The following is a 17724-nucleotide window of genomic DNA, read 5'->3' on the forward strand; positions in this document are numbered from 1 at the left end:
TTTATGATATTATTTTATCATAATGTTTTTTAATATATTCTGCGACCCTGAAAGAGTTTGCATATATAGTAAAAGTATAAGGTACACTTCCACCTGTGGGCATAAAACTAGCATCACTTACAAAAAGATTTTTTACTTCATGGGCTTGGCAATGCTTATTTAAGACAGATGTTTTTGGATTATCTCCAAATCTACAACCTCCAGCCAATAGATTTTGTGCAGGGAGTTCTGAGATATTTGAGTTTATGTCTTTTGCATTCATTTGTTTAAATAAAGCTATGGCTTTTTTCTCTAAAAATTTTGATACTTTTATATCCTCTTTAAATGCACCTATTCTAATATTTGCAACAGGAACTCCATATTTATCTTTATATTTTTCATCAACACTTATAAAACTATTGTCATTTGCTGTCCAGTCTACAAATATCTCCATATTTAATGTTCTAGTTTTAGTAAACTTTTCATAGATTTTATTTTGTAAAGCCTCACCTATTAAAAGTTTTGAGCCATCCCACTTTAAACTATTTGCTCTTTTTATAGGATTTGCATGATCAAATACTAACTCAATCATTCCACCTTTAAACTCATCTGTAAAGTAAAAATCTTTTATAGCTCTATTTACAAAAAGTCCTGGTTTTAAGAGTTCTTTTAAGTTCATATTTGTTTCATCAAAAGTTCCACTTACAATTCCACCTGCTGTGGATAAAAAGTTTTTACCTACATTTGAACTATTATTTGCTACTCCGTTTGGAAACTCTTTTGTCTTTGAGTTTAATAAAAGTCTTGAAGTCTCAACAGCTTGAGCAGCAACTACAAAAAGTTTTGCTTTTATTTCTTTGCTTTTCTTATCTTTAGTGTAGTAATTTACTGATACTATTTTTTTATCTTCATTTGTATTTAGTTTATATACAAAAGCATTTGCTATTATCTTTACATTGTTTGTTTTTAAAGCAGGAAGTATTAAAGATTCTCTACTACTTCCCTTTGCTCCACTAGAACAAGCATATGAACCACAATAATTAGAGTAATAACAGCTTTTTCTATGTTTATTATCCTTACTAAGTATTGCTCTTGGAGTTTTTACAATTGAAAAACCCAATTGTTTTGAAGCTTTATCTATATGCTTTACAATAGGATGTTCAAGTAGAGGCTTAAAAGGAAACTCTTTTGAACTTCTAGGCTCTTGATGTTCATAGTCACTAACCTCACCTGAAACTCCTACTATTTTCTCAACCTTATCATAAAAAGGTTCAAGTTCCTCATATGGAATAGGCCAATCTTCTATGTTTGAACCTTTTTGCCTTCCATAAACAGTTTTTAATTTAAAATCATTGGGTTTAAGTCTATAGAAAAAACCACTCATAAAGTTTGATGATCCCCCTAAAATATTTCCATTCCAAAAACTCCAACCTGATTCATAGGTAGGAAATTTAGTCCATTTTCCATCTATATTCTCTTCTATAGTATGGTATTCTTCATTTAAACTTGGTGTATAAATATCTCTTCTTACAGTTGCTATTTCATCTTTTGAAAAATCTTTTCTTTTGTAAATATCACCTTTTTCTAAAACACATACTTTAAAACCTGCTTTACTTAACTCATAAATTATAGGTCCAGCACCTGCGCCACTTCCTATAACACATACATCATAAATCATATTTTTTGTCCATATTTTAGCTTTGGTCTTGGGTACCCTGCTTTATGTTTTACACTATTCCAGCCTATTTGTTTTTTATTTCCACCATACATAGGATCCCCTAGCATTGCTTCTATGCCGTAATATACAAGTTTTGAAAGCCATGATTGAGCATAATCATTTGTATTTGACATTTCTTGGATTAAGATTTTTTTCTCATTTTTACCTAGATACATAAAATTAGGAAAACTACTACTAAAATCCTTTAAACCTTGTATAATAAAAGTTTTATCACTATTATCAAAACTTTTATGGGCTATGTTTTTTACTAAAAAATTTAAAGCTCCAAACTCTTTAGAACTTGGCATTTTTAAAGTTTTAGGAAACAAAACTTCATAAACTTCATCTAAAATTACTAAAGACTCTTTTGTAAAAACTTTTGCAAAAACTGTGGAACTATTTAGAGCAATAATTCCAATACTTGTAAATTTTATAAACTCTCTTCTTTTCATAGTAGTACTTTAGCAAAATAGTAGTAAAAGTTAATATATTTTAAATTATGCTATACTTTTAAGATGTTAGTATCAAATAATTCACTTTTAAATGTACTATTACCAAATGATAATAAAGCCTTAAAAGAGGTTTTAAAAGAGGCAGATTCAAAGACTCTTCAAGATATGATAAAAAACAAATCCGTATCTGTAAATGATGTTTTGAAAAACCTTTTTGATGATATTAAAAATGGTACTAAAACAAATGCCAATATAGAGAACATACTAAAAAACACTAATGCTTTTAAGGACTTAGGCTCTTTTTCTAAATCACTTAGTTCGGTTTTAGCACAAATTGATTCAAATTCAAATTTAAATAAATTCAAAGCAAATCTAGAATCATTTTTAAAAAACATCGCAAATATAGATGAAAATACTCTAAAAGAACAAATAAGTAAATCAGGAGTATTCCTAGAGTCAAAAATAGCTCAAAATACACAAAATAAGGGCACACTTCCTGCAAATGTAGAAAAGCTTTTAACACAAATACAAAACCTAGTAAAAGATATAAATTCACCTATTGCAAAGCAAGTAAGTGAGCTTATAACAAAAACTTTACAACAAGCCCCTACTTCAACAAATACAAAAAGTACTGAAAACCTAAAAGCCTTAGTTCCCTTACTTCAAAACCTAGTAAGTACACTACAAGGCAGCAGTACAAAAGATTTGTCAAATCTTACAAATCAACTAAAAAATATGGTATCACAAGGCTCACTTCTTGAGTCAAAACTTGATAATCTAAAAACAATAAGTTCAAACAATTCTGCAAATATAACTGCACCTACAAGTAAAAATGAGCAAACAGGAATTAACCAAGGGGTTTTAAATGCTCAAACACCCAAAACAAAAGAAGTAGTTCATTCATCTCAAACTCCTACAAATCAAGTAAGTGTACTTCAAAATACAAAAGAGCAAGTAAATACTCAAACCAAACAGTTATTAAATGAGATTAAAACTCAATTTAATATTAATAATGCAAGCAATCCAAGTGCGACAAAAGTTGTAAATGAACAAATTGATAATCTTTTAAAGTCAAATGACTTATTTGCAAAAAATGACAAACTTATAGAACCAAAAGCTTTATTAAATAATCTTCTTAATTCAAGTGAAATAAAACAAGCCTCAAATCAAAACCAAAATATCTCAAATCTAGTTTTAAACCTCAAAAATATATCTGAAAATATTTCTAACCTTGAAACAAAAGTGCAAAATTTTATAAATGTAACTAGTGAAAAAAACGCAACTTTATCAAACCTAAAAGAGAATCTAGCCTCATTAAAAACAGAGTTAGTAAATATTAAAAATGTAGATTTAAGTGTATCAAATAAAATAGTTTCAAAACTAGAAAACTTAGATAATTTATTTGCAAAAATAGAAAATCCAAATGCAAATACAGAAGTTATTAAAACAAGCTCTTTACAAACTTCTAATATGCCAAGTAATCAAAGTAATATATCAAGTAGCTTCCCAAATAACTTTGCAAATAATCTAAATAGTTTGATTTTACTTCTAAAAGAGAGTATTACAAACCTAACAAGTAATCAAAATAACCCAAATGCTCCTGCAGTTCAAAATCAAATACTTGAAGTAGTTGATAAAATTGAGTCAACTATAAAAGAGAGTATTCAAAACTCAAATATAAATCAAGCTATGAATTTAAATCAAACTAAAGAAAGTAGTAATCCTTTATCAAATGATATGAAATCAATACTCCTACAAATGCAAGATGAATTAGCTTCAAAAACAGACCAAAAATCTCAAGAGATATTTAAACAAGTGGATAAAATGCTTATGCAAATAGACTATCACCAACTTCTATCTATGAGTTCAAACTCCAATTATGTTTATGTTCCTTTTTTATGGGATATGCTAGAAGAAGGAAGTATTGGAATAAAAAAATCTAAAGATGAAGAAAAGTTTTATTGTCAAATTCACTTAACACTAAAGGATTTTGGTAAAGTTGATTTAATGATGGGACTTTATGATAAAAATAAAATTGATATAACAATATATGCTCAAAGAGAGCATTTCAAAGAAAAAGTTAGAGATAATCTACAAACATTAAAAAAATCTTTAAATAAAGTAGATTTAATTCCTGTAAATATAAAACTTCTTGATTTAAAAGAAGAGAATAAAACAGAAGATAAACCAACACAAACATACAATAAAAATGCATATGACAACTCAAGCTTTAGTTCTGGTATTGATATAAGAGTTTAAAATGCAAAAAGATATAAAACAAGAGAACTATACACCAAAAGCAGCAGCACTTAAATACGATATAGATAATGATAGTGCTCCTAAAATAACTGCTAAAGGAAAAGGTGAAACAGCAAATAACATCATAAAAATTGCTAGAGAAAATGATATACCTATCAAAAAAGATGAAGACTTAATTGAACTTTTATCTCAACTTGATTTAGATAAAGAGATTCCTGCAAGTATGTACAAAGCTGTTGCTGAAATTTTCTCTTTTATTTATGATATGACCAACCAAGGCAAAAAAATAGATGAAAAATTAGAAGAAAGATTACAAGATAAAGATTGATAAGCATATAAGAGAGTTTATAATATAATCCCCACTTTAAAATCAAATACAAAGTAATACAAATCAAATGAAATATAATAACTTAGACAGCCCAATTTTTTTATTTACACTAATTATTGTTGCAGTTGTTTTAAACCTTATTTCTTCAATCTATTTTTTAATTATTATGTTAAGTGGTGTTTTATTTATGGCTTTTTTTGTAAGCCTTAAAAATAGAAGAATGTATTCACTTTTTTTTATAGTTATTGCATTTTTATTTATTGAAATAAACTCAGGGTTAAAGCCTTTATCCCTTACTTTACTATCACTATTTTTATATATTTTTGTAACTCCACATATTAAAAGAACCCTTTCTTTTAGCTCTATTAATAGCTATATTTATGTAATTTTATTTTATCTTGGAGTGCTTTTACTTTGGTCTTTATCTACTCCTTTAGATGAAACTATTCTAAAAGCTGTAATTGCTAATATTTTTATTGATTTATTATTTATTGGAGCATTTATATGAATATGCGTTTAAATTTAATCTTTATTCTTATTTTTGTAATTATGACTACATTACTAGTTAGAGTATATTTTTTAAGTATTAAGTCAAATACATATTATGAAGAATTATCAAAAAGAAACTATATCAATAGAATAAATAAAGTTCCTGTAAGAGGTGTTATTGAAGATAGAAATGGCAAGAAACTAGCTATTAACCAAATGGGCTTTTCTATTTTAATTAAACCACATTTAAGATCATCAAAAAATAAAGAGAAATTAAATAATGCTGTGGAGTTTATTGAAAAGCATTTTCCAAAATATGAGAAGAAAAAGCTTCTAAAAAACTATAAAAGAAAAGACTCAGCCTACAATCATGACTTTGTAAAAGTAGTTGATTACATACCCTATGAAGATTTTTTTCCTAAATATACACTATTTGCTTCAAAAGAGAATATAAAAGTTGAATCAGCAGTAAAGAGATATTACCCATATAAAAATGTAGCTTCACATATTATAGGATATGTTGGTAAAGCATCTAGATTAGATATTGTAAAAAATGAACTTTCAGCTTATAGTGGGATAATTGGGAAAAGTGGTTTAGAAAAATACTACAATGACATTTTACAAGGTGAGATGGGATATAAAGATATAAAAGTAAATGCCTTAAATGAAGAAATTGAAGTTTTAGAAGAGAAAAAACCCTCATCTAACAACAATATAAAAATCTCTTTAGATATTGAACTTCAAAAATATATTCAAGATATCTTTAACTATAAAGGTGGAGCTGTTATTGTAATGGATTCTTCAAATGGTGAGTTATTAGCAGCTGCATCATTTCCAGAGTTTGACAATAATATTTTTGCTAGAGGTATTTCCGTAAAAGAGTGGAATAAAATGAGAAATGATTTTAATCACCCTTTTACAAATAAGCTTATTAATGGACTATATCCTCCTGGGTCTATTATAAAAATGGGTGTTGCCTTATCTTTTTTAGAAAATGGTGTAGAAGAAAACTATAAAGTAAATGATACAGGTTTTATTAAAATCGGTAATAGAAACTTTAGAGGATGGAAAAGAGGCGGTCACGGTATTGTTGACTTTAATAAAGCTATTAGGGAAAGTAGTGATGACTTCTTTTATAAAGGAAGTCTAAGAATTGGTATAAACAAAATATCAAAAACACTGGATAAACTTGGTATTGGAAGACAAACGGGAGTTGATCAAGTAAATGAGTTTTATGGAATAAATCCAAATAAAGATTGGAAGCAAAAAAAATACAATAAGCCTTGGTATGTAGGTGAAACTGTTATTACATCTATTGGTCAAGGAAATATGCTTACTACTCCTATGCAAATGGCTAGATATACAGCTTATATAGCAAATGGAAAGCTTCCAACTCCTCACTTTTATAAAAAAAATTATAAAGAACCTGTTGCTTTAGACTTTAAAGAACGACATTTAGAAATGATGAGAAAAGGAATGTATGAAGTTATGTATCATAGAAAAGGTACTGCTTCTAGACATATTAGATCAAAAGTGAAACTTGCAGGTAAAACAGGAACAGCTCAAGTAGTTTCAATACCTCAATCTGAAAAAATAAGAATGAAAGAGAGTGATTTAGACTATTATCAAAGATCTCATGCTTGGCTTACAACTTATGGACCATATAAAAATCCTAAATATGTAGTAACAGTTTTAGTTGAACATGGCGGGCATGGTGGAAGTGCAGCAGGAGGAATGGTAAGTAAAATATTTAATAAACTTCTTGAACTTGGATATATAAAAGAAAAGTAAAAAGAGAAGCTTTAATCTAACTTCTCTTTTTGTGCCATATCATATGCTTTTAGTAAAATATATGAGAAAATAATAGCAAAAACAACTCTTGCAACTACAATTATAGTAAGGTTTGCATCAAATATTACAAATAATAAAGTATCTTCTATAATAGCATGACATATCATCAAAAAAGTTCCCACATAAAATATATCTCTTTTACTTAAAGAAGAATTTTGAGCTTCTTTTATCAAAAGCCCTGCCCCATAAGTAATACCTAAAAAAACTCCTACCATTAATGAAAAGTTTTTTGATATATTCTTTTTAGATTCAACTATAAACTTTCTAGTTTTAATAAAATCCATTATAAATATAATAATTGAAATAAGAATTATAATTTTTATAGTTAAATCAATAGAGTTCATAAAAGATGTTGTTAAAACATCCATTAGGTTTTCATAGACTCTTGGTTCAACTGTTGCCTTTGAAATTACATCTGAAAAAACTTCTTTTGGCAAAAGAGTTACTAAGAAAGCTACAATAAAACCACCAATAACTCTCAATGAAATAGAGTATATATTTGAAATCCCAAGCTTTTTCATAACAGCTGTCTCAACTATAAGTGCATGACATATACCTAAAAATACTGCTAAAATAGTCCATTGTCTAGCTGTTAAATCTAAAGGTGCAGCAAATGCAATAGCTGCATAAAGATTTAGAAACATACCACTTATTATACTTAAAGCAGCCTCTTTTGGTAAATCAAGAAGAGTTGTTAAAGGCTCTACTAAAAAAGATACATAAGATAAAAGATTGTAAAAGTATAAAACTTCAGCAAGAATATATATAGGAATTATTAGTTTTATAATAATCCATGCACTTTTAAGTGCAGAAAGTAAAGTTTGTTTATAATTCAAGATTGTCTCCTAAATTAAAACAAAATAGCATAAAAATTATTACAATTTACTTATAATTTTTAAAACATTTTTTTATTACTTTTATCTGATTTTATATTTAGTCAGTTTTTAATCATTCTTTGGATATTATAATTTTTATTTTTCATAGGATTATATATTTGAAGGCACTTCTAACTTTACTAATTTTTAGCATTTCACTTTTTGGGGCAGATGACCTACCTATTGTTAATCTATCTGTAGCAGCACTTGAAGAACCTGCTCAATTTGTAAAGACTATTAATATTGCAATTATATTAGCTCTTCTTGTATTAGCACCTTCACTTTTATTGATGGTTACATCTTTCACTAGAATTATTATTGTATTCTCATTTCTAAGACAGGCTATGGGTTTACAGCAAACTCCACCTACGCAGATTGTTATTTCACTTGCTTTAGTAATGACTATATTTATTATGGAACCTTACGCCAAAAAATCTTGGGAAGAAGGTGTAAAGCCCTATATGGAGGAAACTATAGGTTATGAAGAAGCTTTTGAAAAAGGTGTTCAACCTTTTAAAGAGTTTATGATAAAAAACACAAGAGAGTCTGATTTAGCTTTATTTTATAGAATAAAAAAAGAACCAAACCCTAAAAATATAGATGATGTTCCTTTAACACTTTTAATGCCTGCATTTATTGTAAGTGAACTTAGAACCGCCTTTGAAATAGGCTTTTTAATATTCCTACCCTTCTTAGTAATCGATATTATTGTTGCCTCAATTCTAATGAGTCTTGGTATGATGATGTTACCACCTGTAATGATTTCACTTCCAATCAAGATAATATTTTTCATCGTCATTGATGGATGGCAGTTGATTATTGGAAACCTTGCCCAGTCCTTTAAATAAAGGTCTACAGAGGCAATTCTATAATAAACTTTGCCCCTTTACTAGTATTTTCTACTCTTAATTTACCATTTAAACTTTCAGTAACTATTTTATGACTCATATATAGACCTAATCCTGTTCCTTGAGATTGATGTTTTGTTGTAAAATATGGTTCAAATATATGATTTATTACTTTATTGGGAACTCCTCCTGCATTGTCTTCAATAGTAATATATACCCTACTTTTATTCTTTTCTAAATTGAATATAATTGTTGGATTTTCAATATCTCTTTCTTTGAAAACATCTTTAGCATTATTGATAATATTTACAATTACCTGTGATAGCTCTCCTGCTACAATTTTAATTTCAAAGGATTCAACTTCTTCTATATTAGTTATTAGCTCTATATGATTGTTTTTTAATGTTGCGGCTAAAAGATTAAAAATCTCTTTTATTCTGTCTTGAATAATTACAGTTTTATACTCTTTTTCTTCTTTTATAAAGTTTCTAAAAGTCTCTATTGTTTCACTAAGATATTTAGTACTAACATTAATACTATTTAGTTCATCAATTAATAATTCATCAGTTAATATACCCATTTCTTTTTGAAGTTTTATCCCCGTAGATGCTGTACTAATTATACTTAAAGGCTGTCTCCATTGATGTGCAATATTTCCTATCATCTCACCAAGAGAAGCCATTTTTGCTTGCTCTAGAAGTTGTATTTGCTGTTTTTCATACTCTTTTAGGTTTGTTATATCATAGTTTGCGCCTATTACATATAAAGGTTTATCAAATTCATCATATATAGTCTTACCAGAAGCTTTTATATATTTAAGTCCTTTTTTTGTTTTAATTCTAAAAGTAGTTTGAAATTTTGTTTTATTGTTTATAGAGTTATGAAGTTTTTCTTGTGCTTCTTGCATATCATCTTCATACAAAGCTTTTACCCAAAGTTGAAAATCTGATTGACTAGTGTTTCTATCAACTTCATATAAATTATACATTTCATCATCCCAGTCTAAATCATCTTTTACAATATCCCATTTCCATATTCCTATTTGTGCTGTTTTAGTTGCTTCTGATAATTTTAACGTCGTCTCTTTTAAATTGTTATATGACTTTTCTAAACTTTTAAATAAATATCTTCTTGTATTGTTTTTTAAAAAATATACAACAACTAAAACAATTAATAAAAGTAATACTTTTATAGATATTGTAGTATAAAAATAATTTTCATACTCTTCCAATAGTTTACTATTTAAGTTTTCAATCTTCGCATCTAAAATATTTAAAGGTATACCTGTTGCAATAATCCAGTTATATTTTTTATAGAGTTTTGCATAAGATATTTTTTTAGTAATCTTTAAAGAGTTTATCTCTTTAAAATAATAAGAGTAAAATACTTCTTTGTTTTTTAAGATACCTTCTAATTCTTTTTTATACGGAAGTTTTCCTTTTATATCTTTTGTATTTAAAGATAAATAACTACCCTCAGTTTCTTTTAAATTTGGATGAATCAATCTTTTTGCATATTTTTGTTTAATATCAATATTTTCAATCTTATTAATCCATGTGTACCTTTGCTTATCAAAAATACTGTTATATAAATAAGAACGAACCTCTTCTTCAAAAAGTATATAATTTAAGTCGTTTAAATAAGAAGAAGTGTTTCCATCTAACTTTTGTTCTTTAATATAAAAATCATGAAGATTATCAATAAAATATATTGTAGTATGAATTGATTCTTTTAATCTTTGCTTATATTCCTCAATAACATTTTCTTGAGTTATTTTTAATTGTTTTTCAATATTAACTTTTTTTGATTTTAAATCAATATATGTAGAAATAAAAACTAACATAAGTATAAGTAAAAAAACAGAATATAGATATTTATTATACTTATTTGCTTTTTTATTTAAACTTATGTCTATATTATCATTCATTATATAACCTTTTTATGCATAAATAAATTATTATCTAATATTTAAATAGTATAACATATTTTATATCTAATAAAAAAATATTAAATCTCATAATTTAGTCTAAATAAAGTATAATTCAAAAATTTTATTAAAAAAAGCAAGGATTTTAATATATGGCAATTGAAGTTAATCAAAATGTAAAAATATTTTTTGAAGTAAAAGTAGATGGTAAAGTAGTAGATGGAACAACTTCAAACAAAGCTTTTGAATTCACATTTGGTGTTGGACAAGTAATAGCAGGACTTGAAGAAAGAATCAAAGATATGCAAGCTGGTGATAGTGCAAGTTTTATAGTTCCAGCAGCAGAAGCCTATGGAGAGTATAATCCTCAGGCTAAACAAGTTTTACCAATAGAAGAAGTTGCAGGAATTCCTGATTTAAAAGTAGGTATGCAATTACAAGGTGAAGATGAAGAAGGTCAGCCTATTCAAGTTTTAGTAGAAGAAATTACTGATACAGAAGTTACACTTGATTATAATCATCCTCTAGCAGGAAAAGATATGGAATATACTGTAAAAATTGATTCATTATTGTAAAACTATAAAAAAAGCAGGTTTCCCTGCTTTTTTACTTACATTTTAAAGCATCTTCTTTAGAGTATAGATTTTGTATTTACACTCAAACCAAAGTTTCTCAGCTGCTACTTTCCAAGTCCAGTCTAGTCCACAATGTAAGCAAGCATTTTTTCTCTTTCACCTTTATACTGAGCATTTTTCATTTTCATAATGTTTACTTATATTAAATTAATATTAAACATATAAGTTTTTCAAATAATAATAGAGTTAATATAATAGTAGTTTATCCTTATTATAAGGCTTTTATATATAACTTTTATTTATGTTATTTCTTTTGATTTTTAACATTTCTTTTTATATAAATTCTGTACAATAGACTATAAAACAATATATGGAGAACTAAATGAATAAACTTTATTTATGTTTATTAATTGGATCTTTAAGCTTTGCAAAAAGTGTCGATTTTCAAGAAGTGTTAGATTTAACACTAACTAATAATAAAGACTTACAAAACTCAAAATTAGATATAGAACTATCTAAACTAGATAGTCAAAGAATAGATGCTATAAACCTAGGTAAACTATCTTTAAAAAATGAAACAAGTAGAACAAATCATTCAGGATATGTTTTCAACTCAAAACTATCTTCAAGAGAAGCTAGTTTTAATGACTTTGGAGCAGATGATTTTATAAATAATAATATGGATTCAAGTATTGAACCAAATAATCTAAACTACCCAAAAGCAAGAACAAATATCACAAATAAACTTACTTATGATTTACCTTTGTTTGCAGGTTTTAAACTTCAAAACCAAAAAGAGATTTTAAAGCTACAGCAAAAAGCAAATGAAGTAAAATATAATCTTGATAAAAAAGAGTTAGCTTTTGAAGTTCTAAAAGCTTACAACAACGCAGTAGTTGCAAAAGAATTTATACAAGCAGCCAAAAAAGCAAAAGAAGCAATTTCTTATGTGGTTAAATCAGCAAATGCATTTCATGAAGAAGGACTTGTAACAAAAATAGATGTAAAACAAGCAAAGGTTTATGAGCTTAATACAAATAGTAAACTAATAGATGCTAAAAACAATTTTGATTTATCACTAGCATATCTTAGATTTTTAACTTCAAATGACTCTATATCAGATGTAAAAGATTTAAAACATATCTACTGTGATATTTCAACTATGAATGAGCTTTATAAAAAAGCTTTATTAAATAGAGATGAATTAAAAATGCAAAACATCCAAAAACAAGCTATGAAAAAAAATATCAATATTGCAAAAAGTTCATATTACCCTACTATATACTCTCATCTAGAATATGGTTTTAATGATAATAAGTTAACACTTGATGAAGACAAAGACTACTATACAGCAATGGTGGGTTTAAATTATGATTTATTTGATGGTACTAGAAGTATTGAGAAACAAAAAAGTAAGATTGCTTATCAGAAAGCTGCGCTTAATTATGAAAAACTAAAAGATGCGGTGAAACTACAACTAGAAAAAGCCTTACTTGATTTAAGCTCAAAAGAGAAAATTCTAAAAGAAAAGCAAGAAGCAAAAAAGCTAGCCCAAGAAGTTTTTGATCAATCAGCTCTTATGTATAAAAACCAATTAATAGCTATGACAAATCTATTAGAACAAGAAGCAAACTTACGAAAAAATGAGGCTGATTTAATAGTAGCAAAATACAAAAGAAGTTTAGCCTTAGCAAAAGTTGCTACTGTTTTAGGTATTGATTTTTCAAATACTAAATATAATAAAGGAAAGTAAAATGATAAAAAAACTATTACTTATAATCTCAATATTTTTATATGTACAAGCAAATGATATAGAACTAACAGGAACAGTTATATCTGATAATGAAAAAGTAATCACAAGTAGAAATATAGGCTTTATAAAAGAGGTTTATGTAGTTGAAGGGTCATCTGTAAAAAAAGGTGATTTACTTTATGAGATTGACTCATCAAGTATTGATTCAAAAAAGCAAGAAGCTTTGCTTAATTTAAAAATTCAAGAAAATACTTACAATAATATCAAAACAAACTATGAAAGATACAAAAGATTATATGCAAAAGATTTAGTTGCTAAATATGATGTGGAAAAGTTAGAATTAAATCTTTTAAATGTACAAAATATGATTTCTATTGCAAAAGCACAATTAAAAGAAGTAAATGCTCAATATGATTACCTTAAAATCAAAGCTCCAAATGATGGGCTTATTATAAAAAAATCAATCAAAGCAGGAGAAATGGCAACACCAAGTATTCCTGCACTAATTTTATCAGATTTAAGTAGTCTAAAAATCAAAGCAGAAGTTAGTGAAAGCAACTTAAATAGTATAAAACTTGGACAAGAAGTAAGTATCTCAATTCCATCTATAAACTTTGAAGGAATAGGAAAAATCTCTGCCATTATTCCAAGTGTAAATGCAATGACTCACTCTTTTACTTTGAAAATTGCCTTTGATACAAAAGATAAAACAATATATCCAGGTATGTATACTAAGCTTTTAATTAAGTCATCAAATTAGGAAAAAATATGAATGAAGAAAACTTTTCAAAACATATAAATAGCAATCTAAACATAGCAGGAAGATTATCTTTAGGTTTCATAAACCACCCTTTGACTTCTGTTGCTATATTTTTTATTTTAGCCTTGGGTTATATCTCATTGATAGTGATGCCAAGGGAAGAAAATCCACAAATTAAAGTAAGTGGAGGTGCTGTAATAGTTGCAATGCCTGGAGCAAAACCAAGTGAGATACAAAAAGTAATCATTGAGCCTTTAGAGAAAAAAATACGAGAGATTAAAGGTGTTGAGCATATTTACTCTTTTGCAAAAGACTCTGTTGGAATTGTACAAGTTCAATACTATATTGGGGAAGATAAGGAAGAGTCAAATCTAAAACTATACGACCAAGTGATGAGAAATATGGACTTAATGCCCAAAGGTGCTATGCAACCTATTATCAAAACTATGGATATTGATACAGACATACCAATAGCTACTATTGCTTTTTATGCAAAAAAGATAGATGGAAAAGACGCCATCTCTCAAACACAACTTTTTCAAGAAGTAAACAAAATCACAAAAGAGATAAATAAAATAGAAAATGTAGCTTTGATTGATTTAAAAGGTGAAAAAAAAGAGCAATACAATATCTTGGTTGATTCTAAAAAACTTGGATCTTACAATCTATCACTTGTACAAATCATGAAGCAAGTTCAAGGCTTATCTTATAAAACACCAAATATTGAAGGAAGTACGACAAGTGGAAATCTAGTACTTTTCTCAATCAAACAAGCAATTGAATCAAAAGAAGATATTGAAAATATCATAGTTTCATATGTAAATGGTATTGCTATTTATCTAAATGATGTAGCAAAAGTTGAAAGAACTTTTGATATTCAAAACAAAAAAGAAGCCCTACTTTATCAAAAAAATAGCAATGGTGAAATTGAAGAATTACAGCAGCTAACTATGATGGTTTCAAAACTAAAAGGTACAAACTCAGTAATTATAAATGAAAAAGTATTTGAATATATGGACAGTATCAAAGATGACTTAGAACAAAAACATATAGCATACACTATTACAAGAGATGATGGATATACTGCAAATAATGCCGTAAATTCACTTGTTCAAAACTTACTTATTTCAATTGTAATTATTGCAATACTTCTTATTTTTACACTTGGATTTAAAGAAGCAATGATTGTATCTTTAACTGTACCTATGATTTTATCTCTTACGCTTTTTGTGGGATTTTTGCTTGATGAAACTATAAATAGAATTACACTATTTGCACTTATTGTAAGTCTTGGTATGTTAGTTGATGCAGCTATTATTGTAATTGAAAACATACATAGACATAGAAAACACAATCCAAATGGTGATATTACAGTAGTTTCAATCAATGCTACAAATGAAATAGGAAATGCTACAAATATAGCCACAATTGCAATAATCCTTACATTTTTACCTATGTTCTTTGTAGGCGGAATGATGGGACAGTTTATGCACCCTCTTCCTGTGTTTGTGCCTATTGCTTTAGTTTTTTCTTTAGTAATTGCATATGCTTTTACTCCATATTTAATAAAAAAATTCTTATAGGAACTTAGATGATAAAATTAGAAAACTTTATACACAGTATACTTGAATCAAAGTCTAAATCAATCCTAGTTTACGTAATAACACTTATACTTTTTATCTTAAGTGTAGCTACTTTTCCTACAGAAATCACAAAAGCAAAAATGCTTCCAAGTAAGGACTCAGATAGCTTTTCTGTATATGTAAACCTAAAAGATGGGTATAGTATAAATCACACAAAAGAAGTTACAAGATGTATCTCACAAGAACTTCAAAAAAATGAGAATATTACAAATATCTCAGTATTTGTAAGTGAAGGACAGCCCTTAGACTTTGCAGCACTAGTAAAACAAAGTGCACTAAAAGACAAACAATGGCAAGCTGAGATGATGGTAAACATCAAAAAAGCAGATAATAGAAACATCACAAGCTACAACCTTGTATCAAATCTAAGAGAAGAAGTAAAAACAAAATGTTCTTTGTATGAAGCAAATATCAAATTTATAGAACTTCCAGCAGGACCTCCTGTATTGGCTTCTATTGTTGCTGAGATATATGGAGGAGCGAGCTTTGAAAACAGAAGAGATTTTTCTATAAAAATTGCAAAGATTCTAAAAGAGCAAGCAACTTTAGTTGATATTGATATTATGGCAAGTCATGACTTTATAAAATACGAACTTGAACTAGACAACAACAAAATCATAAAAAGTGGTGTAAACCTAGAGCAAATAAAAAATGTACTTTATATAGCTTACGAAGGTATGCCAATATCAGTTGTAAATGAAAACAAAGCAGAAAATCAAATACCGATATTTTTAAGACTTGATGATTCAAGGCTACTTGATAGAAAAAGTAAAGAGTCTCTAAATAGCAAACTTCAAAACCTAAAAGTTATGAATCAAAATGGTTTTATGATAAGCCTATCAGAGTTTGTAACAATAAAAGAAGTGATAAAAGAACCTGAACTTACATCAAAAAATCTAAATCAAATGATAAATGTAATAGCAGAGACAAATAAAGATAGCCAAATCTATCCACTTTTAGATGCAAGAACACAAATGCTTGAAGAGTTAAGTAGTGATTATGAAGTAATCAAAACAGATATGCTAAATCTTGCTTTCGTAGATAAAAAAACAAATGAAAGATTTGACTTAGTATTTGATGGAGAGCTAAAAGTAACCCTTGATACCTTTAAAGACTTAGGAGGTGCGTTTATAATAGCTCTTGTTTTAATCTTCTTTTTGATGGTTATGTATTATAAAAGTTTTGCCCTATCAGGAGGAATAGTACTTGCTAGTTTTGTATCAATTGTGGGTGTTATCTTTGCACATATAATAATGGATGCTTTTACAGCTGATACTTTCTATTTAACAGCTACATCTTTGATAGGATTTATTGGTCTTATTGGTATTAACTCTAGAAACTCTACACTTATCATAGATTTCTCAAAACAGTTAGTAATAGAAGAAAATATGGAAATAAACAAAGCCATAGCAAAAGCAACTGCAACAAGGTCAAAACCTATCATCCTTACAGTTTTAACAATGGTATTTGCTTCATCTTTACTTGCAACTGATGCTGTGTTTGGTGGTCTTGGTATTGCACTTATTGGTGGTACACTTATATCTTATGTTGTATCTATGTTTTTTGTACCTGTTATTATCAAAAACCACTTACATAAAATCATCAAATAAACAATTCATTTACAAATAAAAGCTAAAATCATATCAAAGTTTCAAACTTTGATATGAAAGCAAATAAACAAGGTAATAAATGAATCCCAAAATAAAAAAATATCTAAAAGAATCAATAAAGTTTATAATAATTCTAGCAATAGCACTAAATGTAATAAGCTACTTCAAATCTCAAGATTTAAACAAAGATGATTTAATCTACACAAGTTACAAACTACTTGATAACAGTGAATACAATATGCCAAAAGATAAACCCGTACTAGTACACTTCTGGGCTACATGGTGTCCTACTTGTGAAGTAGAAGCAAGTAATATAGAAAAAATCTCAAAAGATTATGAAGTAATCACAATAGCAACACAATCAGGCTCAACAAAAGAGATACAAAACTATCTAAAAAAACATAATCTAAGTTTCAAAGTAGTAAATGATGAAGACGGTTTTTACTCAAGAACTTTCAATATCAAAGCCTTTCCTACAACACTAATCTATGATGAAAATAGAACCCTAAAATTTAGCGAAGTTGGATACACTTCAACACTTGGACTTTATGCAAGAATGTGGTGGGTTGATTAAATTAATCTTATAAATATAATTTTAAAAGAGCAAATAATACAAACATTATATACTTTTTACTATAATCTACTTGATTACTTAAAA

General features: G+C 27.5%; 15 protein-coding genes. 11 read left to right on the forward strand and 4 right to left on the reverse strand.

Annotated elements, in window-relative coordinates; translation table 11 throughout:
• Position 1: 1 nt before the first annotated feature.
• Entirely contained in the window at positions 2-1657 is a 1656-nt protein-coding gene (locus NJU99_RS09220) for a GMC family oxidoreductase (RefSeq protein WP_254575628.1), read from the reverse strand.
• Complete coding sequence (locus tag NJU99_RS09225; RefSeq protein WP_254575629.1) at positions 1654-2148, reverse strand: gluconate 2-dehydrogenase subunit 3 family protein; 495 nt, start codon at positions 2146-2148, stop codon at positions 1654-1656. Before NJU99_RS09225 ends, NJU99_RS09220 begins: the two co-directional genes overlap by 4 nt.
• A gap of 63 nt (positions 2149-2211) precedes the next feature.
• Between NJU99_RS09225 and fliK the strand changes: the two genes are divergently transcribed.
• The 4 genes from fliK to mrdA all read left to right on the forward strand — a co-directional run bounded on the left by fliK (position 2212) and on the right by mrdA (position 7015).
• Positions 2212-4407 carry a flagellar hook-length control protein FliK gene (fliK, locus tag NJU99_RS09230; RefSeq protein WP_254575630.1) on the forward strand — a complete coding sequence of 732 codons (2196 nt, stop codon included), beginning with the start codon at positions 2212-2214 and terminating at the stop codon, positions 4405-4407.
• 1 nt (position 4408) lies between these two features.
• Positions 4409-4735, forward strand: coding sequence for an EscU/YscU/HrcU family type III secretion system export apparatus switch protein (locus NJU99_RS09235; RefSeq protein WP_254575631.1), 327 nt, complete (start codon positions 4409-4411; stop codon positions 4733-4735).
• Positions 4736-4802: 67 nt separating this feature from the next.
• Complete coding sequence (locus tag NJU99_RS09240) at positions 4803-5243, forward strand: hypothetical protein (protein ID WP_254575632.1); 441 nt, start codon at positions 4803-4805, stop codon at positions 5241-5243.
• Positions 5240-7015 (forward strand): penicillin-binding protein 2, encoded by a 1776-nt coding sequence (gene mrdA / locus NJU99_RS09245; RefSeq protein ID WP_254575633.1) that lies wholly within the window; start codon positions 5240-5242, stop codon positions 7013-7015. Before NJU99_RS09240 ends, mrdA begins: the two co-directional genes overlap by 4 nt.
• An 11-nt stretch (positions 7016-7026) precedes the next feature.
• On the opposite strand, the gene NJU99_RS09250 is transcribed toward mrdA, so the two are convergent.
• Positions 7027-7911, reverse strand: coding sequence for a nucleoside recognition domain-containing protein (locus tag NJU99_RS09250; RefSeq protein ID WP_254575634.1), 885 nt, complete (start codon positions 7909-7911; stop codon positions 7027-7029).
• Between the two features lie 158 nt (positions 7912-8069).
• On the opposite strand from NJU99_RS09250, the gene fliP reads away from it, so the two are divergent.
• On the forward strand, positions 8070-8798 hold the full coding sequence (gene fliP / locus NJU99_RS09255; RefSeq protein WP_254575635.1) for a flagellar type III secretion system pore protein FliP: 729 nt from the start codon (positions 8070-8072) through the stop codon (positions 8796-8798).
• Between the two features lie 4 nt (positions 8799-8802).
• Here fliP and NJU99_RS09260 read toward each other — a convergent pair whose 3' ends face one another.
• Complete coding sequence (locus NJU99_RS09260) at positions 8803-10725, reverse strand: ATP-binding protein (protein ID WP_254575636.1); 1923 nt, start codon at positions 10723-10725, stop codon at positions 8803-8805.
• 152 nt (positions 10726-10877) lie between these two features.
• Between NJU99_RS09260 and NJU99_RS09265 the strand changes: the two genes are divergently transcribed.
• From NJU99_RS09265 to NJU99_RS09290, 6 genes are all read left to right on the forward strand, one after another.
• Complete coding sequence (locus NJU99_RS09265) at positions 10878-11300, forward strand: FKBP-type peptidyl-prolyl cis-trans isomerase (RefSeq protein WP_254575637.1); 423 nt, start codon at positions 10878-10880, stop codon at positions 11298-11300.
• A 382-nt stretch (positions 11301-11682) separates the two neighbouring features.
• Entirely contained in the window at positions 11683-13053 is a 1371-nt protein-coding gene (locus NJU99_RS09270; RefSeq protein WP_254575638.1) for a TolC family protein, read from the forward strand.
• 4 nt (positions 13054-13057) lie between these two features.
• Positions 13058-13813 carry an efflux RND transporter periplasmic adaptor subunit gene (locus NJU99_RS09275; protein ID WP_254578091.1) on the forward strand — a complete coding sequence of 252 codons (756 nt, stop codon included), beginning with the start codon at positions 13058-13060 and terminating at the stop codon, positions 13811-13813.
• Positions 13814-13821: 8 nt separating this feature from the next.
• Positions 13822-15396: an efflux RND transporter permease subunit gene (locus NJU99_RS09280; protein ID WP_254575639.1), complete on the forward strand. Its 1575-nt coding sequence runs from the start codon at positions 13822-13824 to the stop codon at positions 15394-15396.
• A gap of 8 nt (positions 15397-15404) precedes the next feature.
• Positions 15405-17066 (forward strand): efflux RND transporter permease subunit, encoded by a 1662-nt coding sequence (locus NJU99_RS09285; protein ID WP_254575640.1) that lies wholly within the window; start codon positions 15405-15407, stop codon positions 17064-17066.
• Positions 17067-17145: 79 nt separating this feature from the next.
• Positions 17146-17640: a redoxin domain-containing protein gene (locus tag NJU99_RS09290; protein ID WP_254575641.1), complete on the forward strand. Its 495-nt coding sequence runs from the start codon at positions 17146-17148 to the stop codon at positions 17638-17640.
• Positions 17641-17724: the final 84 nt, after the last annotated feature.

Source organism: Arcobacter roscoffensis (assembly GCF_024267655.1).
Lineage (GTDB): Bacteria > Campylobacterota > Campylobacteria > Campylobacterales > Arcobacteraceae > Arcobacter_B > Arcobacter_B roscoffensis.